The organism is Kitasatospora sp. NPDC093806 (genome assembly GCF_040683335.1).
In the GTDB taxonomy this organism is placed as follows: domain Bacteria; phylum Actinomycetota; class Actinomycetes; order Streptomycetales; family Streptomycetaceae; genus Kitasatospora.
Genome location: NZ_JBFBDO010000038.1, coordinates 43,065 through 65,371, shown reverse-complemented (window position 1 = coordinate 65,371; position 22,307 = coordinate 43,065). Strand labels below are relative to the sequence as shown.

The 22,307-nt window shown below is 73.6% G+C and carries 18 protein-coding genes and 1 tRNA gene; 15 read left to right on the top strand and 4 right to left on the bottom strand.

Annotated elements, in window-relative coordinates; translation table 11 throughout:
- Window positions 1–154: 154 nt before the first annotated feature.
- Both lysA and AB0N76_RS19835 read left to right on the top strand, forming a co-directional pair.
- Window positions 155–1,585, top strand: coding sequence for a diaminopimelate decarboxylase (gene lysA / locus AB0N76_RS19840; protein WP_363558777.1), 1,431 nt, complete (start codon window positions 155–157; stop codon window positions 1,583–1,585).
- 149 nt (window positions 1,586–1,734) lie between these two features.
- Window positions 1,735–2,670, top strand: coding sequence for a LysR substrate-binding domain-containing protein (locus AB0N76_RS19835; RefSeq protein WP_363558776.1), 936 nt, complete (start codon window positions 1,735–1,737; stop codon window positions 2,668–2,670).
- Window positions 2,671–2,793: 123 nt separating this feature from the next.
- On the opposite strand, the gene AB0N76_RS19830 is transcribed toward AB0N76_RS19835, so the two are convergent.
- The 3 genes from AB0N76_RS19830 to AB0N76_RS19820 all read right to left on the bottom strand — a co-directional run bounded on the left by AB0N76_RS19830 (window position 2,794) and on the right by AB0N76_RS19820 (window position 6,741).
- Window positions 2,794–4,488 carry a D-aminoacylase gene (locus tag AB0N76_RS19830; protein WP_363558775.1) on the bottom strand — a complete coding sequence of 565 codons (1,695 nt, stop codon included), beginning with the start codon at window positions 4,486–4,488 and terminating at the stop codon, window positions 2,794–2,796.
- 201 nt (window positions 4,489–4,689) lie between these two features.
- A complete protein-coding gene (locus tag AB0N76_RS19825; RefSeq protein ID WP_363558774.1) occupies window positions 4,690–6,372 on the bottom strand; it encodes an APC family permease in 1,683 nt (560 codons plus the stop codon).
- A 281-nt stretch (window positions 6,373–6,653) separates the two neighbouring features.
- Window positions 6,654–6,741, bottom strand: a tRNA-Leu gene (locus AB0N76_RS19820).
- A gap of 282 nt (window positions 6,742–7,023) precedes the next feature.
- Here AB0N76_RS19820 and AB0N76_RS19815 point away from each other — a divergent pair.
- Window positions 7,024–7,686 (top strand): ATP-binding protein, encoded by a 663-nt coding sequence (locus AB0N76_RS19815; protein ID WP_363558773.1) that lies wholly within the window; start codon window positions 7,024–7,026, stop codon window positions 7,684–7,686.
- A gap of 69 nt (window positions 7,687–7,755) precedes the next feature.
- Here AB0N76_RS19815 and idi read toward each other — a convergent pair whose 3' ends face one another.
- Window positions 7,756–8,409, bottom strand: coding sequence for an isopentenyl-diphosphate Delta-isomerase (gene idi / locus AB0N76_RS19810; protein WP_363558772.1), 654 nt, complete (start codon window positions 8,407–8,409; stop codon window positions 7,756–7,758).
- Between the two features lie 442 nt (window positions 8,410–8,851).
- Here idi and AB0N76_RS19805 point away from each other — a divergent pair, with 442 nt between their 5' ends.
- From AB0N76_RS19805 to AB0N76_RS19750, 12 genes are all read left to right on the top strand, one after another.
- Window positions 8,852–9,607, top strand: a complete 756-nt coding sequence (locus AB0N76_RS19805; RefSeq protein WP_363558771.1) for a phosphocholine cytidylyltransferase family protein — start codon at window positions 8,852–8,854, stop codon at window positions 9,605–9,607.
- Window positions 9,595–10,656 carry an iron-containing alcohol dehydrogenase family protein gene (locus tag AB0N76_RS19800; RefSeq protein WP_363558770.1) on the top strand — a complete coding sequence of 354 codons (1,062 nt, stop codon included), beginning with the start codon at window positions 9,595–9,597 and terminating at the stop codon, window positions 10,654–10,656. The genes AB0N76_RS19805 and AB0N76_RS19800 overlap by 13 nt, the downstream gene beginning before the upstream one ends.
- A gap of 91 nt (window positions 10,657–10,747) precedes the next feature.
- Window positions 10,748–11,485, top strand: a complete 738-nt coding sequence (locus AB0N76_RS19795) for a CDP-alcohol phosphatidyltransferase family protein (protein ID WP_363558785.1) — start codon at window positions 10,748–10,750, stop codon at window positions 11,483–11,485.
- An 89-nt stretch (window positions 11,486–11,574) separates the two neighbouring features.
- Window positions 11,575–12,420: a glycosyltransferase family 2 protein gene (locus AB0N76_RS19790; RefSeq protein ID WP_363558784.1), complete on the top strand. Its 846-nt coding sequence runs from the start codon at window positions 11,575–11,577 to the stop codon at window positions 12,418–12,420.
- A 131-nt stretch (window positions 12,421–12,551) separates the two neighbouring features.
- Window positions 12,552–13,493 carry an ABC transporter permease gene (locus tag AB0N76_RS19785; protein ID WP_363558769.1) on the top strand — a complete coding sequence of 314 codons (942 nt, stop codon included), beginning with the start codon at window positions 12,552–12,554 and terminating at the stop codon, window positions 13,491–13,493.
- Between the two features lie 73 nt (window positions 13,494–13,566).
- Window positions 13,567–14,361, top strand: a complete 795-nt coding sequence (locus AB0N76_RS19780; protein ID WP_363558783.1) for an ABC transporter ATP-binding protein — start codon at window positions 13,567–13,569, stop codon at window positions 14,359–14,361.
- A gap of 421 nt (window positions 14,362–14,782) precedes the next feature.
- Window positions 14,783–15,709: a squalene synthase HpnC gene (gene hpnC / locus AB0N76_RS19775; RefSeq protein WP_363558782.1), complete on the top strand. Its 927-nt coding sequence runs from the start codon at window positions 14,783–14,785 to the stop codon at window positions 15,707–15,709.
- A 41-nt stretch (window positions 15,710–15,750) separates the two neighbouring features.
- Window positions 15,751–16,608, top strand: coding sequence for a presqualene diphosphate synthase HpnD (gene hpnD / locus AB0N76_RS19770; RefSeq protein ID WP_363558781.1), 858 nt, complete (start codon window positions 15,751–15,753; stop codon window positions 16,606–16,608).
- A gap of 166 nt (window positions 16,609–16,774) precedes the next feature.
- Complete coding sequence (gene hpnE / locus AB0N76_RS19765) at window positions 16,775–18,211, top strand: hydroxysqualene dehydroxylase HpnE (RefSeq protein ID WP_363558768.1); 1,437 nt, start codon at window positions 16,775–16,777, stop codon at window positions 18,209–18,211.
- A gap of 269 nt (window positions 18,212–18,480) precedes the next feature.
- The gene (locus tag AB0N76_RS19760; RefSeq protein WP_363558780.1) at window positions 18,481–19,512 is read left to right on the top strand and encodes a polyprenyl synthetase family protein; all 1,032 of its coding nucleotides are present in this window, start codon (window positions 18,481–18,483) and stop codon (window positions 19,510–19,512) included.
- A gap of 7 nt (window positions 19,513–19,519) precedes the next feature.
- Complete coding sequence (shc, locus tag AB0N76_RS19755) at window positions 19,520–21,613, top strand: squalene--hopene cyclase (RefSeq protein ID WP_363558767.1); 2,094 nt, start codon at window positions 19,520–19,522, stop codon at window positions 21,611–21,613.
- Complete coding sequence (locus AB0N76_RS19750; protein ID WP_363558766.1) at window positions 21,610–22,305, top strand: 1-hydroxy-2-methyl-2-butenyl 4-diphosphate reductase; 696 nt, start codon at window positions 21,610–21,612, stop codon at window positions 22,303–22,305. The genes shc and AB0N76_RS19750 overlap by 4 nt, the downstream gene beginning before the upstream one ends.
- Window positions 22,306–22,307 lie beyond the last annotated feature (2 nt).

The following is a 22,307-nucleotide window of genomic DNA, read 5'->3' as shown; positions in this document are numbered from 1 at the left end:
CTGCGCCGCCGCACCGGCAGCGTCGGCCTCGGCGGCAAGGGCCAGTTCGTCCGGCTCAGCGCCCTGGACTCGCTCACCGCCGGAAGAATGCGCTTTTCCGCCCCCTCCCGGCGGACCGAGGATGGCGGGCGAACCAGTCCGCCGGGAGGAATCCGTGTCGCCCGCCCCGTCCGTCCAGTCACCCGCCGCCGTCCCTGCTGCTGCTGCCGCTGCCGCCGTCCGGCCACCGGTCGACACCGGCCTGCTGCCGCTCACCGCCGAGGTCCGCCCCGGCGGCCTCGCCGTCGGCGGCGTGCTGCTCACGGACCTCGCCCGCCGGTACGGCACCCCGCTCTTCGTCTACGACGAGGAGGACCTGCGCCGACGCTGCCGGGAGGCCGTCGCCGCCTTCGGACCGGGCAACGTCGCCTACGCCTCCAAGGCCTTCCTCTGCACCGCGATGGCCCGCCTTGCCGCGGAGGAGGGACTGCTGCTGGACGTCGCCTCCGGCGGCGAACTGCGGGTCGCCCGCCACGCCGGCGTGGCCCCGGACCGGATCGTGCTGCACGGCAACAACAAGAGCGAGGCCGAGCTGCGCACCGCGCTCTCGATCGGCGTGCGGCACATCGTGGTGGACAGCTTCGACGAGCTGGACCGGATCGAACGCCTGGTGGCCGTCGAGGGCCTGCCGCCCGCGCGGATCCAGCTGCGGGTGGCGCCGGGCGTGGCGGCCGGTGCCCACGAGGCCATCCGGACCGGCGGGCACGACTCGAAGTTCGGCTTCGGCCTGGCCGACGGCACCGCCGCGGCCGCCGTCCGCCGGGCCGCCGCCTCGTCCGCCGTCCGGCTGGAGGGTGTCCACGCGCACGTCGGCTCGCAGGTGCTCGACCCGGCCGAACTGGCCGACGGCGCCGCCGCGCTGGCCCGGTTCGCGGTGGACGCGGGCGTGGCCCGGCTGACCGTGGGCGGCGGCCTCGGGGTGGCGTACCTGACGGGGCAGCGCGCGCCGTCCTTCGCGGTCTGGGCGGACCGGGTGCGGGCGGCGGTCCGGGGCGCGGGCTGGACCGGGGAGGTCGGCGTCGAACCGGGCCGCTCGATCACCGCCCGGGCCGGACTGACGCTCTACCGGGTCGGCACGGTCAAGCGGATCGCCGGCGTCCGGACGTACGTCAGCGTGGACGGCGGGATGAGCGACAACCTGCGCCCGGCGCTGTACGGCGCGCGCTACGAGGCGTTCCTGCCGCGCTGCCCGGAGGCGCCCCGGCCGCTCCGCGCCCGCCTGGTCGGGAAGCACTGCGAGAGCGGGGACGTCCTGCTCGACGACGCCGCCCTCCCCGCCGACCTCCGGATCGACGACGTGCTCGCCACCCCGGTCACCGGTGCCTACGGCTACGCGATGGCGTCCAACTACAACAAGCTGCCGCGCCCGGCCGTGGTCTTCGTCCGGGACGGCGCCGCCCGCCTGGTCGTCCGCCGGGAGACCGAGGAGGACCTGCTCCGCCTCGATGTGGACGCGGATGTGGACGCGGACGCGGGGGCCAACGCCGGTCCGGGCGCGGGCGCGGGCGCCGACACCGCCTGGGACTCCGCGTCCGCGGCCGGTTAGGAATATGTCGACCGGTCTACATATCTCGCGTCGAATATGTAGACCGGTCTACATGCCGGGGCCTGAATATGTAGACCGGTCTACCGATGCGGAATCACTGGACCGGTCTACATAAAATGCCGCCCGGAGCGATGACCTACCCTGGCCCGATGCTGAACAGCGCCCGTCTGCTCGTCCTGCTGGAGATCGCCCGGCGGGGCACCATCGTGGCGGCGGCGCAGGCGCTGCACCTCAGCCCGTCCGCCGTCTCCCACCAGCTCGCCCGCCTCGAACAGGAGCTGGACGTCGCCCTGGTCGAGCGTCAGCCGCAGTCGCTGCGACTGACTCCGGCGGGCGTCCGGCTGGCCGAGCACGCGCAGGCGATCGCCGACCTGATGGCCGTCGCCCAGGACGACCTGCGCGCCCACTCCGGCGGCACCGCCGGTGTGCTGCGGCTCGGTTTCTTCGCCTCCGCCGGCCTCGACCTGCTGCCGCGCGCGCTCACCGCGTTCTCGGCCCGGCACCCCCGGGTCGAGCTCGAACTGATCATGGGCCAGCCGCACGAGCTGCTGCCCGACCTGGAGGCCGGACGGCTGGACGCGGCGGTGGTCTTCGAGCACCCGCTCGACCCGTGGATCCGGCAGGCGGTCCGGCAGGCGACGGTCGCGGTCGAGCTGTTCTTCGACGAGCCGCAACTGGTGGTGGTCCCGCTCCGGCACCGGCTCGCGCGGCGCCCGCTGGTCCGGCTCGCCGAACTCGAGGGTGAGAGCTGGATCGGCACCCACGGCGGTTCGACCGGTGCGCCGGTCCTGGAACGGGCCTGCGCCGCCGAGGGGTTCCACCCGCGGGTGCGCTGCCGCAGCGACCACTACCAGGTGACGATCAACCTCACCCGGGCCGGCATGGGCGTCGCCCTGATCCCGGCGCTCGGCCTGGCCGACACCGACGGGGTGCACGTCTGCCGACTGGATCACCCGCAACTGCACCGCCGGATCGGCGTGGCCACCCGGGCCACCAACCCCAACCCCGCCGTCCGCGCCTTCCTCGGCGACCTCCGCACGGTCGCCGGGGAGGTCCACGCCCTGCTCGAACTCCGGTGGCCCTGACCGCCCCGCCGTCCGCCCGCGCCCGCGCCCGCCTGCGCCCGCGCCCGCCTGCGCCCGCGCCCACCCGCGCCCGCGCCCACCCGCACCGGCACCCACCCGCACCCGCGCCCACCCGGTCCGGGCTCAACGAACCCGCAACACCTCACCGCCCGCCCGGACACCTGCTCGGACACCTGCCCGGACACCCGCCCGGGTGCCCGTCGGCCGCCCGTCGCGCACCGCGACCCGTCCGCCGACCACGACGGCCGCCACGCCCACGGGCGGCAGCAGCGGCCGCTCGAAGGTGGCGGCGTCGCGGACCGTGTCCGGGTCCAGCACCACCAGGTCGGCCACCGCGCCGTCGCGGATCACCCCGCGCCCGGTGAGCCGGAACCGTGACGCCGGCAGCCCGGTCATCTTGTGGACCGCGAGCTCCAGCGGCAGCAGGCCCTCGTCCCGCCCGTAGTGGCCGAGCACGCGGGCGAAGCTGCCGGCCCAGCGCGGGTGCGGACGCCCGGGCCGGGGCACGCCGTCCGAGCCGATCATGGCGAGCGGGCTGGCCAGCACCCGGCGGACATCGTCCTCGTGCATCGAGTGGCTGATGACGGTGACCTCGCCCCGCGCGTCCAGCAGCAGCTCGCAGACGTAGTCGACGGGGTCGGCGCCGCTCGCCGCCGCCAGGTCGGCGATCCGGTGGCCCTCGGCGGCGCGGCGGGTCGGGGCGGCGGCGACGGAGACGAGGTCCCAGCCGCCGTTGCCGACGGTGTTCTCCCAGCCCGCCACCCCGCCCGCGATGTCGGCCCGGATCCGGGCGCGGACCTCCGGGCGGCACAGCCGCTCCAGCAGCTCGGCGACCCCGCCCTCGGCGGTCCACGGCGGCAGCATCGCGGACAGCACGGTGCTGCCCGCGGTGTAGGGGTAGACGTCGCACCGGACGTCGATCCCGGCCGCGCGGGCCTGTTCGAGCCGGGGCAGGGTGCGCAGGGTGGCGCCCCAGGCGTGCCGGCCGGCGGTCTTGTGGTGGGAGATCTGGAGCGGGGCGCCGGACCGTTCGGCGATCTCCAGTGCTTCCTCCAGGGCAGCCTCCACCTGGGACATCTCGTCCCGCAGATGGGTGACGTACGGCTTGCCGTGCCGGGCCGCGACGGTGGCCAGCGCGACGAGCTCGGCGGTGTCGGCGTAGGTCCCGGGCGGGTAGATCAGACCGCTGGAGAGGCCGGCCGCGCCCTGGGTGAGGGCGCGGTCGAGCAGTTCGCACATCGCGGCCAGCTCGTCCGGGCGGGGCGGACGGTCGGCGAACCCCATCACTCCGGCGCGCAGCGTGCCGTGGCCGACCAGCGAGGCGAGGTGGTTGCGGCGCAGTTCGGGGCGCTGGCCGGCGGCGAACGCGGCGAAGTCCTCGGCTGGGCGGACCGGCCCGATGCCGAAGGTGACCCGCAGGTGTTCGGCGAGTTCCGGCAGCCGCTCGGGCCGGCAGGGGAAGAGGCTGCTGCCGCAGTTGCCGCCGATCTCGGTGGTCACTCCCTGCAGCAGGGGCGCGAGCCGCAGCTCCTCCCATACGTCCTCGTCCCCGGCACCCGCCCCAACAGCCGCACCGACAGCCGCCAAGGCGTCCGAATGCGTGTGCACGTCGATGAATCCGGGGGTGACGACCAGCCCCCGGGCGTCGATCACCGACACCCCTCGGCCGCCCGGACCGCCCCCGACACCGCCCCCGGGCGCCAGCACGGTGACCCGCCCATCCGCCACCGCGAGGTCGGCGGGGCGGGCCGGCGCCCCGGTGCCGTCCACCAGCAGCCCGCCGCGCACGAGGAGTTCGACCGGGCGGGGGCGGTTCATCGGTGTCCCTCTCGGATTCGGCTGACGGCGGTGCGGTCCGCCGATGCTCCCAGCCGCTGCGACCGAACGGAAGACGCTGAATCCATTGCCCCCTGAGCATCGAAAGACGTACCCCTTTCCCGCCTCCCCCCCCGGCCCCGGAAAGCCGAAAGCGCCGGCCGGACTTCCGTCCGACCGACGCTCTCCCTGTACCGCGAAGCCTCAGACCCGGGAGGCCTCGGCACCCTGCCGGGGCAGGTCCGCCGCCTCCGGTGCCGCCTCCGACGCGGCCTCCGCCTCCGCCTCGGCGGCCAGCTCGCGCTTGACCGCGTCCAGCGAGGGGTTGGCCCAGGCACTGCGGACGCCCCAGGCGTAGAAGGCCAGGCCGATCGCGGCGACGACCAGCAGGTCCCAGCCCTCCGGCAGGTAGCCCTGGCCGCCGAAGTCGGTGGACCCGGCCCAGGAGACGGCGGCCATCACGAACAGGTAGGCGATCATCCAGGCGCCCGCCTTGAGGTGCGGCTTCAGCTCGGCGAACGGCTTGCGCAGCTCGTACCAGGCCCAGATCGGCAGGCCGGCGGCCATCAGCAGGATGACCTTGCCGGTGAGCGGCCAGCGGGCCCAGTACAGCACCAGCGAGCCGAAGATCATGGCGACCGGGGCGATCACCGGCATCGCGCGCAGCCGGACCGGGCGCGGCAGCTCCGGCGCGAGCCGGCGCAGGGCCATCACGGCGACCGGGCCGGTGATGTACGAGATCACGGTGGCCACCGAGACGATCTCGGCGAGCGAGCCCCAGCCGCGGAAGACGGCGAGGAAGGCGAAGGCGACGACCAGGTTGAGGATCAGCGCCGGGCGCGGGATGCCGGTCTTGCGGTCGACCCGGCCGAAGATCGACGGCAGGTGGCCGTTCTCCTGGACGCCGTGGATCATCCGGGAGGTGGTGGCGGCGTAGATCATGCCGGTGCCGCTGGGGGAGACGAAGGCGTCCGCGTACAGCAGCAGGGCGAGCCAGTTCAGGCCCCAGGCGATGGCCAGGTCGGCGAGCGGCGAGGTGTAGCCGAGACCGCTCCAGCCGTTGGACAGGTCGGCCGCCGGGATGGCGCCGAGGAAGGCGATCTGCAGCGCGACGTAGATCACCAGGGCGATCAGGATCGAGCCGATCACGGCCTTGGGCAGCGACTTGCCGGGGTTGCGGGCCTCACCGGCCAGGTTGAGCGGGGACTGGAAGCCGTTGAACGCCCAGACGATGCCGGAGACGGCCACCGCCGTGAACACCGCGCTCCAACCGTTCGGGGCGAAGCCGCCGTGGTCGGTGAAGTGCTTGGTGTCGAAGTGCGCGAGCAGCAGGGCGCCGGCGGTGAGCGTAGGGACGACCACCTTGAACACGGTGATCGCCGTGTTGGTCTTGGCGAACAGCGTGATCGCGAACCAGTTCAGCGCGAAGTAGACCAGCAACAGCACGCTGGCCAGGGCCACACCCGTGACGGACAGTTCCTGCCCGTCGTAGAGGTCCTTGGCCCAGCCGAAGTCCCAGGAGCTCATGTACTGCACCGAGGCGGTCGCCTCGCCGGGGATGACCGAGACGATGGCGATCCAGTTGGCCCAGGCGGCCAGGTAGCCGGCCAGCGAGCCGTGCGAGTACTGGCCGTACCGGACCATGCCGCCGGCCTTGGGGAACATCGAGCCCAGCTCGCTGTAGGTGAGCGCGATGGTCAGCGCGACGGCCGCCCCGATCACCCAGGCGACGATGGACGCGGGTCCGGCGAGCCGCGCCGCCCGCTCGGCCCCGAACAGCCAGCCCGACCCGATGATCGACCCCAGGCCGACGGCCGTGAGGCTGATGGTGCCGAGGGACCGGCGGTAGTTCTGATGGGATGCCGTCCTCGACTCGGGCTCACTCACCGTATCGGTCCTCTGTCTCATCGTTGTCGTCGTGTCTTGTCATGTCATTTGTTGTCCGGACAAACGGACAGCAGCCTAAAGGGCGAAATCGGGCGAAACCTCAGATCGACCTCAGATGCGACCCAAAGCGCCCGATCGTTGCCATCTCGTGTCCGAACCACCGACCTTCGGCGGGGGTCGGTGAGAGGGGGTGAGAAGCGGGGTGGGGAGCGCTCGCGGAGTGCGGTCCGGGAAAAAAGAAATTCCCCGTGGAAACCCTTGCGAGTTTCCACGGGGAACCGTGGTGTCCGAGGGGGGACTTGAACCCCCACGCCCGATAAAGGGCACTAGCACCTCAAGCTAGCGCGTCTGCCATTCCGCCACCCGGACGGGGTGTGTGCTTCCGGGGCTTTCCTGCTCGCCCCCTCGGCGACAGACAGAACATTACCAGGGTTTCGGAGTGCTTCTCACCTGCGTTTCCCCGGTGGGGATGGCCGGGGTCGCTGGGACGGGTCGCGGCTGTGCGCGAAGCGGTGGTTCGAGGGCGGTAAACGGTCGGGTTCTGGTCGGTGAACGGTCGGGAATGGGCGGGCGTGATCCGACACGGGCAAGTTGTCGACGGTGCCACGGCCCCGGGGGCGGCTCTCCTAGCCTCTGTGGACCGAGGGCGCCATGAGCGGAACGCCTGATTCCCGGGTCGCGGACGAAGGGCGGCTGGACGTGGAGCGGATCAGCGGGGAAGAGACGACGAGTGAGCCGGCGCGGAAGACGCAGCGGACGACGCAGCGGACGGCGGTGAACGCGGCATCGAGGCCGGCCGTGAAGCCGGCGAACGCGGTCCCGTCGGCGAACGCGCCGAAGCCGGCGCGCGGCGGCCCCGTCGAGGGGGTGTGGCGGTTCACCGTGCCCGCCGAGCAGGCCTCGGTGCCGCGCACCCGGCACGCGGTCCGGGACCGGCTGCTGGCCCAGGGGATGGCGGAGATCCGCTACCAGGAGCTGGTGGACGACCTGCTGCTGATCGTCTCGGAGCTGGTCGGCAACGCCGTGACGCACGCCGCGGAGCTCTCGCCGGAGGTCACCACCGAGCTGGCGGTGCGGGGCGGCTGGGTGCGGGTCTCGGTCGAGGACGGCGATCCGTACCGGCCGAAGGCGCTGGCGGCCGACACCGGGAAGACCGGCGGGCGCGGGCTGCTGCTGGTGAAGAGCGTCACGCTGCAGGCCGGCGGGGTGTGCGACGTGGAACAGGCGGGGGAGGGCGGCAAGGTCATCTGGGCCTCGCTGCCGCTCCCCCGGGAAAGCGCCGACCGGCAGGCCGACCGGCAGAGCGTCGACTGAACCGCGCGCCGGGCTGCCGGCCGGACCGCCGGCCGAGTCACGATCCGTGAACCGGGCCGGGCCCGCGACCTACCAGTCGTTGCCGGCGATCTCCCGGATCCCCGGCAGCGCCGCCTCGAACACGGTCCGGAACCACACCGAGAACGGCCGCTCCTTCTCCAGCTCGCGCAGTTCCTCGGCGGTCACGAAGGCGTAGTCGTCGACCTCCTCCGGGTCCGGCTTCACCGGCCCGGTGACCAGGCCCACGAACAGGTGGTTCCACTCCCGCTCGATCAGCCCGGAGGCCTCGTCCGGCAGGTCGTAGCGGACCGTCCCCGCCTCGCACAGCAGCGCCGGGGCGACCCCCAGCTCCTCGGCGGTCCGCCGGGCGGCGGCCACGAACGGCTGTTCATCGGGGTACGGGTGCCCGCAGCAGGTGTTCGACCAGACGCCGGGGGAGTGGTACTTGCCGAGGGCGCGGCGCTGGAGCAGCAGCCGGCCCTGGCGGTCGAAGAGGAAGACCGAGAAGGCCCGGTGCAGCCGGCCGGGCTGCTGGTGGGCCCAGTGCTTCTCGGCGGTGCCGATGGTCACGCCCTCGTCGTCGACCAGTTCCAGCAGGATCTCGGTGGCGCCGGCGGCCTGCGCACCGCTCGTGGTGCTGGGGGAGACGTCGGTCTCCACGTCGAGACCGGTGTCGATCTCCGAGGTGAAGTGCGTCGGGTCGGTCGGCAGGCTCTGGGGCATGAGGCCTCTTTCGGAAGCTTCGGGACATCGGGGGCAACGGGAGCGTGGCAACGGGGGCATTGCGGGCGGCGGGAGCATGCAACGGAGCATCGCGTCGGGAGCATTGCGGGCGACCACGGCACCGGTGGCGTCGGGCCCAAGTCTGCCGTACGGGTGGCACCGCACAGGGGTCCCACGCACAACACAGGGGGGTCCCGGGCACAACCGGCCGGGAAGGGGCGGGAAGCGGCCGGGGATGAACGTTGGATTAGCAGAGCCGTTCGGAATGTGTTCGATTTGTGTTCGAGTCCTTGGCCGCGTTCGGGCTGGTCGTCGCGGTCGCCTACCATCACATAGGACACCGCGGCCGCATCTCGGTGGCCCGGCGCGCCACCGCCGACACCCGGAGCGAACCCGGAACCGGGCGTGGCAGCGCACCGCACGACGGATCAGGAGACCCCGCATGATCGGCCTCGTTCTGGCAGCCGGCGCCGGCCGCCGACTGCGCCCGTACACCGACACCCTGCCGAAGGCACTGGTGCCGGTCGACGGGGAGCGGACCGTCCTGGACCTCACCCTCGGCAACTTCGCCGAGGTCGGCCTGCGCGAGGCGGCGATCGTCGTCGGCTACCGCAAGGAGGCGGTGTACGACCGCAAGGAGGCGCTGGAGCGCCAGTACGGCGTCAAGCTCACCCTGGTCGAGAACGACAAGGCCGAGGAGTGGAACAACGCCTACTCGCTCTGGTGCGCCCGTGAGCTCTTCGCCGAGGGCCTGCTGCTCGCCAACGGCGACACCGTCCACCCGGCCTCGGTCCAGCGCACCATGCTGGAGGGCAACGCCCGGCTGACCGCCGAGGGCCGCGCCCCCGGCATCCTGCTCGCCCTCGACACGGTGAAGTCGCTCGCCGACGAGGAGATGAAGGTCGTCGTCGACCCGGCCACCGGCATGCGCCGGATCACCAAGCTGATGGACCCGGCCGAGGCCACCGGCGAGTACATCGGCGTCACCGTGATCAACCCGGCCGCCGCCGCCGACCTCACCGACGCCCTGCGCGCCACCTACGAGCGCGACCCGCAGCTGTACTACGAGGACGGCTACCAGGAGATGGTCGACCGCGGCCTGCGGATCGACGTCCAGCCGATCGGCGAGGTGTCCTGGGTCGAGGTCGACAATCACGACGACCTGGCGAAGGCGCGGGAGATCGCGTGCCAGTACTGACGCGGCTGGTGCCGTCGCCGGTCTTCGTGGAGATCCGCCCGGGCGCGCTGGACGCGCTCGGCGGGATCCTCGCGGACCAGCGGCTCTCCGCCTCGGGCCGGATCGCGGTGGCGATCAGCAACGGCTCGGGCGCGGTCCTGCGCGCCCGGCTGGAGCCGGCGCTGCCCGGCGCCGACTGGTTCGGCGTCGACGACGGCAGCATCGACAGCGCGGTCCGGCTGGCGGACGCGATGCGCGGCGGCCACTACGACACCATGGTCGCGCTGGGCGGCGGCAAGATCATCGACGCGGCCAAGTACGCGGCCGCGCGGGTCGGCCTGCCGCTGGTCTCGGTCCCGACCAACCTGGCCCACGACGGCATCTGCTCACCGGTCTCCACCCTCGACAACGACGCCGGGCGCGGCTCCTACGGGGTGCCCAGCCCGATCGGCATCGTGATCGACCTGGACGTGATCCGGGACGCCCCGCCGCGCTTCGTCGCGGCCGGGATCGGCGACGTCGTCTCCAACATCTCGGCCTGCGCCGACTGGGAGCTGTCGCACGCCGTGACCGGTGAGCCGGTGGACGGACTGGCCGTCGCGATGGCCCGTTCGGCCGGCGAGAACCTGCTGCGGCACCCAGGAAACCTCCAGGATCGGGACCTCCTCACCGCGCTCGCCGAGGCACTGGTACTGTCCGGCATCGCGATGAACATCGCGGGCAGCACCCGGCCCTCGTCGGGCGCCTGCCACGAGATCTCGCACGCTCTGGACGTGCTGTATCCCAAGCGGTCCGCCCAGCACGGCGAGCAGGTCGGCCTCGGCGCGGCCTTCGCCAGCTTCCTGCGGGGCGAGCGCGAGCTGACCGGTCTGATCGTGGCACGCCTGGCGCACCACGGGCTGCCGGTGACCGCGGCCCAGATCGGTTTCACCGAGGCGGAGTTCACCGAGGCGGTGCACTACGCTCCGAACACCCGGCCGGGCCGTTTCACCATTCTTGAGCACCTCGACCTCTCCCCTTCCGCAATCAGGGACGCGTACGCCGACTATGTCCAAGCCGTCAACAGCTGACCGCTCCGCCGCGGGGGCCACGCCGCCGCCGGTGGACCTGACCCGCCGCCCCTCGATCGAGGAGCTGCGCGCGGTGATCCACCCGGAGGGGATGCTCCAGCGCCGCAGCGCCGAGCACTGGGCCGGCCGGCTCTACATGCGGAAGATCTCGCTGCGGATCACCCGCGTGCTCTCCACCATGACGGCGATCACGCCCAACGGCCTGACCTACCTGATGATGGTGACCGGCATCCTGGCCGGTGCCGCGCTGATCGTCCCGGGCCTCGCGGGCGCCGTGCTGGCGGCCGTACTGATCCAGGTCTACCTGCTGCTGGACTGCGTGGACGGCGAGGTGGCCCGCTGGCGCCGGCAGACCTCGCTCACCGGCGTCTACCTGGACCGGGTCGGCCACTACATGTCCGAGGCGGCCCTGCTGACCGGCCTCGGCCTGCGCGGCACGGACCTGCTGCACCGCGAGGGCTCCGGCGCGCACTGGGAGTGGGCGTTCCTGGGCACCCTGGCGGCGCTCGGCGCGATCCTGATCAAGTCGGAGACCGACCTGGTCGACGTGGCCCGGGCCCGCAGCGGCATGACGGCGGTCGAGGACAGCGCCTCGGTGCCGCGCTCGGCCGGCGTGGCCAAGGCCCGCAAGGCGGCCTCCCTCCTCAAGTTCCACCGGCTGGTGGGCGCGGTCGAGGCCTCGCTGTTCATCCTGGCCGCCGGGGTCGCGGACGCCGTGCACGGAGGCCTCTTCTTCACCCGGATCGCGGTGGTCGTGCTGGCCGCGATCGCCATGCTGCAGACTGTGCTGCACCTGCTGAGCATCGTCCTGTCGAGCAGGCTCCGGTGAGCGACGTGACGGAGAGCACCCTGAACACCCGGCCCACCCCCGCCACGTCCCCGGCGGACAGCTTCAAGCTCGGCGCGGTCATCATCACCATGGGCACCCGCCCGGCCGAGCTGAACGCGCTGATCGAGTCGGTCCGCGCCCAGCAGGGCCCGGCCGTCGAGCTGGCGGTGGTCTGCAACGGCGCCCCGCTGCCCCCGCTGCCGCCGGACGTGCGCTCGGTCGAGCTGCCGGAGAACCTCGGCATCCCGGGCGGCCGCAACGTCGGCATCGAGCTGTTCGGCCGCAACGGCCGGGACGTCGACGCGGTGCTGTTCCTGGACGACGACGGCTCGCTGCCCGGCACCGACTCGGCCCGCCTGCTGCGCGAGGCCTTCACCGCCGACCCGGAGCTCGGCATCGTGAGCTTCCGGATCGCCGACCCGGACACCGGCGTCACCGCGCGCCGGCACGTGCCCCGGCTGCGCGCCAGCGACCCGCTGCGCTCTTCCCGGGTGACCACCTTCCTGGGCGGTGCCAGCGCGGTGCGCTGCGCCGTCTTCGAGAACGCCGGACAGCTGCCCGCCGAGTTCTTCTACGCGCACGAGGAGACCGACCTCGCCTGGCGCGCGCTGGACGCCGGCTGGGCCATCGACTACCGGGCCGACGTGGTGCTGCACCATCCCACCACCTCGCCCGCGCGGCACGCCACGTACTTCCACAACGTGGCCCGGAACAGGGTTTGGCTCGCGAGGCGGAACCTTCCGGCCCTGTTGGTGCCTCTCTATCTGGGAACCTGGTTCCTGCTGACGCTGGCCCGCCGCCCCTCCCCGGAGGCGCTGAAGGCCTGGCTGGGCGGGTTCCGGGCGGGCTGGCGCGAACCCTGCGGTGCGCGGCGGCCCATGCGATGGCGTACCGTTTGGCGATTGACCAGGCTGGGCCGGCCTCCGGTCATCTGATCCGATCGCCTGGCCGGTGACCACACACCGGCCGCACTCCCCCCGAGATCCGAGTGGATCCCCCTCGGCGCAAGGCCGGCGGACCCCCGTCGACCGGCCCGCCCCGACCCGATCCCGCGCGAAGGACGAATGTGTCGACAGTGAGTGAACCCGTCAGCCTCTCAGCCCCGAGGGGGGTGGACGCGGGCCTGACCCCCAAGCAGCTCGCGGACAAGTACGGCCTGGCGGTGAGCGGCAGACGGCCCGGCCTGATCGCCTACACCAAGCAGGTGTGGGCGCGGCGCCACTTCATCTGGGCCTTCGCCACCGCGCGCCTGGTGGCCCAGTACACCGACGCCAAGCTCGGCCAGCTGTGGCAGGTCGTGACCCCGCTGCTGAACTGCGCGGTGTTCTACCTGGTCTTCGGTGTGATCCTGAAGAGCAAGGACAACTTCCCCGAGGGGACGTACACCGCCTGGCTCTGCATCGGCGTCTTCGTCTTCCAGTTCACCCAGAACGCGGTGCAGTCGGGCACCCGGGCGATCGCCGACAACCTCGGCCTGATCCGGGCGCTGCACTTCCCCCGCGCCTCGCTGCCGATCGCCTTCACCGTGATCCAGCTCCAGCAGCTGCTGATCTCGATGGTCGTGCTGGTCGGCGTCGTGCTGGTGAGCGGGATCGAGCTGGGCCGCACCTGGGTCCTGGTGGTCCCCGCCCTGCTCCTGCAGTCGGCGTTCAACACCGGTGTGGCCCTGATGATGGCCCGGATCGGTTCCAAGACCAGCGACATCTCCCAGCTGATCCCGTTCGCGATGCGGGCCTGGATGTTCCTGTCCGGCGTGATGTTCAGCATCCAGGACAAGATCAAGGAGTGGCCGGAGTTCTGGCAGAAGGTGATGCAGCTCAACCCGGCCTCGGTCTACATGGACCTGGTCCGGCACGCCTTCGCCCCGCTCATCTACAACAAGCACCTCCCGGCGCACCAGGACTTCCCGCCGCACCAGTGGAAGTACGCGATCGCCTGGGCAGTCGGTATGTTCGTGATCGGATACGTCTTCTTCTGGAAGGCTGAGGAGGAGTACGGCCGTGGCTGACACCGACGTGCGCAAGAGCGACCTGCGCAAGACCGGCCTGGGCAAGAAGGGCGAGGACGGGCTGGAGGACCTGCTGCCGCCGCGCCGCAAGGTCTTCGACGCCGACGTGGCCCGCGACCCCACCGTCGTCGTGGACGACGTCCACATCGTCTACCGGGTGCACGGCGCCGGCTCCGGCAAGGGCAGCGCGACCTCCGCGCTGAGCCGGATCATCAGCCGCAAGCGCGGCGCCGGCGTCCGCGAGGTGCACGCCGTCAAGGGCGTCAGCTTCACCGCGTACAAGGGTGAGGCGATCGGCCTGATCGGCTCCAACGGCTCCGGCAAGTCCACCATGCTGGCGGCCATCGCGGGCCTGCTGCCGACCGAGAAGGGCGGCATCTACACCAACGGCCAGCCCTCGCTGCTCGGTGTCAACGCGGCGCTGATGAACGAGCTCACCGGTGAGCGCAACGTCATCCTCGGCTGCCTCGCCATGGGCATGTCGCCGGCCGAGGTGAAGCGCCGCTACCAGGAGATCGTCGACTTCTCGGGCATCAACGAGAAGGGCGACTTCATCTCGCTGCCGATGCGCACCTACTCCTCCGGCATGGGCGCCCGGCTCCGGTTCGCGATCGCCGCGGCCAAGACCCACGACGTGCTGCTGATCGACGAGGCGCTGGCCACCGGTGACCAGGCGTTCCAGGCCCGCAGCAAGAAGCGGATCGAGGAGCTGCGCGAGTCGGCCGGTACCGTCTTCCTGGTCAGCCACGACAACGCGTCGATCCGCGAGACCTGCGAGCGGACCATCTGGATCGAGGCCGGCGAGCTGATCATGGACGGGCCGACCGAGGAGGTCGTCGGCGCCTACGAGCGCGGCGAGCGCCCGTAACGCAGTACCGGAACGTCAGCGAGGGCCGGCCGCCGGAGGGATCCGCGGCCGGCCCTCGCTCGTTCGCGCGCATCGTTCGGGCACCGTCGTTCGTGCGCCCCCCGGCCGCCGGTCGTGCCCCGGGTGGCCCGCCACCGCCCGGGTGAGCGCCCCGTGCGCCGGGCGAGGCGCTCTTCTCCGGCGCGGCCGACGGTGTCAGGCTGTAGGCGCGGGGGTGGTGTGCCGGACGTGACTACCGAGTCGGACGCGTGTCCGACTCGGGCCGATCACCTGAGCGGTGTAGAACGGGGGAGTGACAGCAGTGTCGGCTTCGGCCCAGCCCAGCAGTGAATCCCAGCCCGGCGGCGGGCCCCGGCCCGGTGACGGCCACCCCGGGGAGCGCCCCGCGCAGAGCGCCGCGGCGAACCAGGCGGGCGCGACCCTGGCCAAGGCGGACGCGGAGAACTTCCCGGTCGCCCCGTTCTTCCTGCCCGCCGCCTGGCGCGACGACCTGATGACGGTCTACGGATTCGCCCGGCTGGTCGACGACGCGGGCGACGGCGACCTCGCCGACCCGGCCGGCGCCGCCGCCCTGCTCGGGGTCGCCGCGCCCCCCGCGCCGCCGGCCGGCGTCACCCCTTCGGCGCAGCCCACCCCGGCCGAGACGGAATTCCGGCTGGCCCTGCTGGACGGCCTGGAACGGGACCTCGACCGGGTCTTCGAGGCCGCCCTGCACCCGGGGGCCGCCGAGGCCCCCCGGCACCCGCTGATGCGCCCCCTGGTGCCCCTGGTGGACCGGCGCGGACTCACCCCGGAGCCGTTCCGCCGGCTGATCGAGGCCAACCGGGTCGACCAGACCACCGCCCGGTACGCCACCTACCAGGACCTCGCCGGCTACTGCACGCTCTCCGCCGACCCGGTCGGCCGCCTGGTGCTGGCCATCGCGGGCGTCGCCACCCCCGAGCGGATCGCCCTCTCGGACGCGATCTGCACCGCGCTGCAGATCGTCGAGCACCTCCAGGACGTCGCCGAGGACCTCGCCCGCGGCCGGATCTACCTGCCCGCCGAGGACCTCGACCGGTTCGGCGTGACCGAGGCGGACCTCGCCCGGCCGAGCGCGAGCGGCGCCGTCCGCGAGCTGATCGCCTTCGAGGCGGACCGGGCCCGCACCCTGCTCGACCGCGGTGCGCCATTGGTAGGTACGGTTCGGGGGAGGCTTCGACTGCTCCTGGCGGGATTCACCGCCGGCGGCTACGCGGCCCTGGCGGCCGTCGAGGCCGCCGGGTACGACGTACTCGCCCAGCAGGCGAAGCCGGACAAGCGCCGCCTCGCAGCGAAGGCGGCGGCCATCTTCGCGAAGGGAAGGTGAACGCCCGAGTGGCGGCATCACCACTGGCGTCGGCGCCGGTCATGGCGGCCTACCGGTACTGCGAGGCAGTGACCGGACTGCAGGCCCGCAACTTCAGCTACGGGATCCGGCTGCTGCCGGAGCCGAAGCGGCTGGCCATGTCGGCCCTGTACGCCCTCGCCCGCCGGGTGGACGACATCGGCGACGGCGACCTCCCCGCGGACCGCAAGGCGGAGGCGCTGGTGCGCACCCGCGAGCTGCTGGACGAGGTCCGGGCCGGCTCGGTCGCGGAGGACGACACCGACCCGATCAAGGTCGCCCTGGCGGACACCGCCCGGCGCTTCCCGATCCCGCTCGGCGGCTTCGACGAGCTGATCGACGGGGTCGAGATGGACCTCAAGGGCGCCGAGTACCAGACGTACGAGGAGCTCAAGGTCTACTGCCGGTGCGTGGCCGGCGCGATCGGCCGGCTCTCGCTCGGCGTGTACGGCTGCGAGGACCCCGAGCGCGGCGCGGAGTACGCCGACACCCTCGGGCTGGCGCTCCAGCTCACCAACATCCTGCGCGACCTGCGCGAGGACGCCCTGAACGGCCGCACCTACCTGCCCACCGAGGACCTGGTCCGGTTCGGCTGCCAGGAGGGCTTCGCGCTGGCGAAGCCGCCGGTCGGCGCCGACTTCTCGGGCCTGATCTCGTTCGAGGCGGCCCGCGCCCAGGCGGCGTTCGAGGAGGGCCTGCGGCTGCTGCCGATGCTGGACCGCCGCAGCCGGGCCTGCACCGCTGCGATGGCCGGCATCTACCACCGGCTGCTCGGCCGGATCGCCGCCGACCCGGAGTCGGTGCTGCGCGGCCGGGTCTCGCTGCCGGGCTGGGAGAAGGCGTACGTGGCGCTTTCCGGGCTCGCCGGGGGGCGTTCTTGATTCTTGCCACAGTTCTGTCACGCTGTGTCAGCGGGGAATCACTGATGGGTAGAGCCCTGTTGACCGCCGTGCCGGGTCCGGTCGCACCGGTCCCGGGCACGACCGCACCGACCAGGGGCGTCCCGGCCACGACCGGGCCGGGCGCCGGACGCGAGGGGGAGGGCCGATGACCGGGCGAGCCGATTCCGCGCGCCCGGCCGCCGTCGTGGTCGGCGGCGGCCTCGCGGGCATCACCGCCGCGCTGCGGCTGGCCGAGGCCGGCCACCGGGTCACCCTGGCCGAGGGCCGGCCCCGGCTGGGCGGGCTGGCGTTCTCCTTCCAGCGCGGCGAGCTGACCGTCGACAACGGCCAGCACGTCTACCTGCGCTGCTGCACCGCCTACCGGGGCCTGCTGGACCGGCTCGGGGCGACCGGGCTGGCGCGGCTCCAGGACCGCCTGGAGGTGCCCGTGCTGGGCGTCTCCGGGCCCGCCGACGCCCCGGTCCGCACGCTCGGCCGGCTCTCCCGCGCCGCGCTGCCGGTACCGCTGCACCTGGCCGGCAGCCTGGCCCGGTACCCGCACCTCGGTCCGGCCGACCGGGCCCGGGTGGTCCGCGGCGCGCTCGCGCTGCGCCGCCTCGACCTCGCCGACCCGGCGCTGGACGCGGTCTCCTTCGGCGACTGGCTGCGCGGTCAGGGCCAGAACGAGCGCACCCTCGCCGCCCTGTGGGACCTGGTCGGCGTGGCCACCCTGAACGCCCGGGCCGACCAGGTGTCGCTCGCGCTGGCCGCCATGGTGTTCAAGACCGGCCTGCTGTCCGACCCCGGCGCCTCCGACATCGGGATCGCCGGCGTCCCGCTCGGCACGATCCACCACGACCGGGCGCTCGCCGAGCTGGAACGCGCCGGCGTGCGGGTCCTGCTGCGCGCCCGGGTGACCGAGCTCAAGCCGGCCGCCCCGCAGCACGCCGTCCGGCTGGAGGGCCGCGAGGAGCCGCTCGCCGCCGAGACCGTGGTGCTGGCCGGCGCCCAGGACACCGCGGCCGCGCTGCTGCCGGCCGACGCCATCGCCCGGCAGTCCCGGCTGGCCGAGTTCGGCACCGCGCCGATCCTCAACGTGCACGTGATCTACGACCGCGAGGTGCTGCGGCGGCCGTTCTTCGCCGCGCTCGGCTCCCCGGTCCAGTGGGTCTTCGACCGCACCGCGCACTCCGGCCTGGCCGGCACCGCGCTCGGCGCGGCCCACCCCGGCGCCCAGTACCTGGCGCTCTCGCAGTCCGCCGTACAGGACGAGATCGACCTGCCGGTGGCCGAGCTGCGCCGGCGCTACCTGCCCGAGCTCGCCCGGCTGCTCCCCGCCGCCGGGGGCGCCGAGGTGCTGGACTTCTTCGTCACCCGCGAGCGCACCGCCACCTTCGACCCGGCCCCGGGCACGGCCGCGCTCCGCCCCGGGCCGCGCACCGCCGTCCCCGGCCTGCTGCTGGCCGGCGCGTGGACGGCCACCGGCTGGCCCGCGACCATGGAGGGCGCCGTCCGCAGCGGCCACGCCGCCGCCGACGCGGCCCTCGCCGCCGACGCCCGGCACCGGCCGGTGGACCGCGGCGACGGGAGGTGGCCGAGGTGACCGGGGCCTCGTACGCCGGCGACCTCGGCGAGCCCGCCAGAGCGGGCGGTCACCCCAGCGGTCCCACCGGTCCCGGCAGCCCCACCGGCCCCGGTGGCGCCGCCGCCCGGACCGGCCTCGTCAGCACCGGCCCCGTCAGCACCGGCCGCACCACCACCGCCAGCGTCCGGCCGTCCCACGCGGCCAGGCACCACCAGGGAGAGGGAACACACGTGGAGTCACGCAGCGGCGCCGCCGTCGGAGGCACGGCACCGGCGGACCCGGTCTCGGTGCCGGAGCTGCTCAACCGCAGCCGCGCGCTCTGTACCCCGCCGCTGAGAGCCACCGTCGCCCGTCTGGCGGCACCCATGGACACCGTGGCCGCGTACCACTTCGGCTGGATCGACCGGGACGGCACGCCGGTCACCGGGGACAGCGGCAAGGCCGTCCGCCCGGCCCTGGCGCTGCTCTCGGCCCGGGCCGTCGGCGCCCCGGCGGAGGCCGGCGTGCCCGGTGGGGTCGCTGTTGAACTGGTGCACAACTTCTCCCTGCTCCATGATGATCTGATGGACGGTGACGAGACCCGGCGCCACCGGGCCACCGCCTGGACGGTCTTCGGTCCGGCCCAGGCGATCCTGGTCGGTGACGCCCTGGCGACGCTCGGTACGGAGGTGCTGCTCGACGCCGCGACCACGGGCGGCGCCAGCGCCGTCGACGCCGCGCGCGCCGTCCGGCTGCTCAACACCGCGACCCGGCAGCTGATCGACGGGCAGGCCAGGGACGTCGCCTTCGAGACGCGGGACAGCGTCACCGTCGCCGAGTGCCTGGAGATGGAGGGCGGCAAGACCGCCGCCCTGCTGGCCGCCGCCGCCGCGATCGGCGCCGTCCTGGCCGGGGCCGACGACCGCGTCTCGGACTCCCTCCAGCGCTACGGCCAGCACCTGGGCCTGGCCTTCCAGGCGGTGGACGACCTGCTCGGCATCTGGGGCGCCACCGAGGTCACCGGCAAGCCGCACTGGGGCGACCTGCGCCAGCGCAAGAAGTCCCTGCCGGTCGCCGCCGCCCTCGCCGAGGGCGGCGCCGCCTCCCGCGAGCTCGCCGAGCAGCTCGCCGACCCCAAGGGCCGCGGCGAGGAGAGCGAGAGCGAGCTCGCCGCCCGGGCCACCCTGATCGAGCGGGCCGGCGGCCGCGCCTGGACCCAGGAGGAAGCCCGCCGCCAGCACACGACTGCCCTCGCCGCCCTGGACGAGGTCCCCATGCCCGACGGGGTGCGCGAGCACTTCGTCGCACTCGCCGAATTCGTGGTGGTACGAGAGAGGTGACGTTACGTTGACAGCAACCGCGGACGGCCGGCTCGACCCTGAGTACGATTCCGAGCCGGTCGCGGTGGGCGGCCTCCCCCCGGCGCTGATGGGCGCCGGGCGGTGGCAGCCCGACGGGTCCGCCCCGGCCGTCCCGGCCGAGCGGACCGAGCACCACCGGGACGGGCCCGCCTCCGCCGAGGAGGCGCTGGCCCGCGCCACCACCCACCTGCTCTCGCTCCAGAGCTCCGAGGGTTGGTGGAAGGGCGATCTGGAGACCAACGTCACCATGGACGCCGAGGACTTACTGCTCCGGCAGTTCCTCGGCATCCGGACCGAGGAACAGACCAAGGCCACCGCCGAGTGGATCCGCTCGCAACAGCGGGAGGACGGCACCTGGTCCACCTTCCACGGCGGGCCAGCCGAGATCTCCACCACCGTCGAGGCCTACGTCGCCCTCAAGCTCGCCGGCGACGACCCCAACGCCCCGCACATGCTGGCCGCCGCCCGCTGGATCCGCTCCGCCGGCGGCATCGCCGCCTCCCGGGTCTTCACCAGGATCTGGCTCGCGCTGTTCGGCTGGTGGCCCTGGGACCGGCTGCCCGAGATGCCGCCCGAGATCATCTTCCTGCCCAGGTGGCTGCCGCTGAACATCTACGCCTTCGGCTGCTGGGCCCGCCAGACCATCGTCCCGCTGACCGTGGTCTCCGCCCACCGGCCGGTGCGCCCGGCCCCCTTCCCGCTCACCGAGCTGCACACCGACCCGGACGACCCCTTCCCCGTCCGGCCGCTCGCCCCCGCCACCAGCTGGGACGGCCTGTTCGAACGGCTCGACAAGGTCCTGCACGCCTACCACCGCCGCGCGCTGCGCCCGCTGCGCCGGCTCGCCGTCTCCCAGGCCTGCCGCTGGATCGTCGAACGGCAGGAGGCCGACGGCTGCTGGGGCGGCATCCAGCCGCCCGCCGTCTACTCCCTGATCGCCCTCCACCTGGAGGGCTACGAGCTCGACCACCCGGTGATGCGGGCCGGACTCGCCTCGTTCGACCGGTTCACCGTGCACACCGAGGACGGCCGGCGCTGGCTGGAGGCCTGCCAGTCCCCGGTCTGGGACACCTGCCTGGCCACCATCGCGCTGGCCGACGCCGGACTGCCGGCCGACCACCCCGCCCTGGTCTCCGCGGTCGACTGGATGATCGGCGAGGAGATCACCAAGCGCGGCGACTGGTCGGTCCAGCGGCCCTCGCTCGCCCCCGGCGGCTGGGCCTTCGAGTTCGAGAACGACACCTACCCGGACATCGACGACACCGCCGAGGTGGTGCTCGCGCTGCGCCGGGTCGCCCACCCCGACCCGGCCAAGGTCGACGGCGCCGTCGACCGGGGGGTGCGCTGGAACCTCGGCATGCAGTCCAAGAACGGCGCCTGGGGCGCCTTCGACGTCGACAACACCAGCACCCTGCCGAACAAGCTGCCGTTCTGCGACTTCGGTGAGGTCGTCGACCCACCCTCCGCCGACGTCACCGCGCACGTGGTGGAGATGCTCGCCGAGGTCGGCAAGGCCCGCGACCCGCGCACCCGGCGCGGCGTCGAGTGGCTGCTGCGCAACCAGGAGGCCGACGGCTCCTGGTTCGGCCGCTGGGGCACCAACTACGTCTACGGCACCGGCTCGGTGCTGCCCGCCCTGGTCGCCGCCGGCGTCCCGGCCGAGCACCCGGCGATCCGGCGCGCCGTCCGCTGGCTGGAGGACCGGCAGAACACCGACGGCGGCTGGGGCGAGGACATGCGCTCCTACGAGGACCCGGCCCGCTGGGCCGGGCGCGGCGACTCCACCGCCTCGCAGACCGCCTGGGCGCTGATGGCGCTGCTCTCGGTCGGCGAGGGACCGGACGGCCGGGCCAACCCCGCCGTCGAACGCGGCGTCGACTGGCTGGTCCGCACCCAGCTGCCCGAGGGCACCTGGGACGAACCCCAGTTCACCGGCACCGGCTTCCCCTGGGACTTCTCCATCAACTACCACCTGTACCGGCTGGTCTTCCCGGTCACCGCGCTCGGCCGCTACCTGCACGGCAGCCCCGCGACCGGCCGGCCGGCCACCGGTACCCCGGCGATCGGGGCGTCCCGGTGAAGCCTGCCCCGCTGCTGGTCCTCTGCGCGCTCGGCCCCGAGGTGTGGGCCCTGCGCGGCGGGGACTGGCGCGGCGCGGCCGGCGGCCCGCCGGTCGTGGTGCGCACCGGCGTCGGCCGGCGGCGGGCCTCACTGGCCGTCAGACGGCTGCTCACGGCCGCCCCCGGCGGCTACGGCGCCGTCGTGGTGGCCGGCTTCGGCGCCGCCGTCGCGCCGGGAATAACGCCCGGTGACGTGATCGTTGCGGACGGGGTGCGCGATGCCGAGGGGAACCACTTCGCCGTCGACTCCGGCCCGGAGCTCACCCGGGCCCTGACCGTGCGCGGGATCACCGCGCACACCGGCGTGCACCACACCGCCGACCACGTGGTGCGCGGCCTGGAACGCCGCGCCCTGCACCTGCAGGGCGCGCTCGCGGTCGACATGGAGGCCGCCGCCGTACTGGCGGCCCTGCGCGAGCTGCGTCCCGCCCTGCCCGCCGCCGTGCTGCGGGTCGTGGTCGACACGCCCGAGCGCGAGCTGCTGCGCCCGGGCACCCTTCCGGCCGGCGTCCGCGCCTGGCGGACGCTGCGGGCCACCGTGCCCGCACTGGTCGACTGGCACCGGCGCGACGACCGGCCGGACCGGGGGCGCCCCTCGCCCGCCACCCTCAACCACCCCACACCCTCGACGCTCCCCCAGGAGGCGAGCTAGCC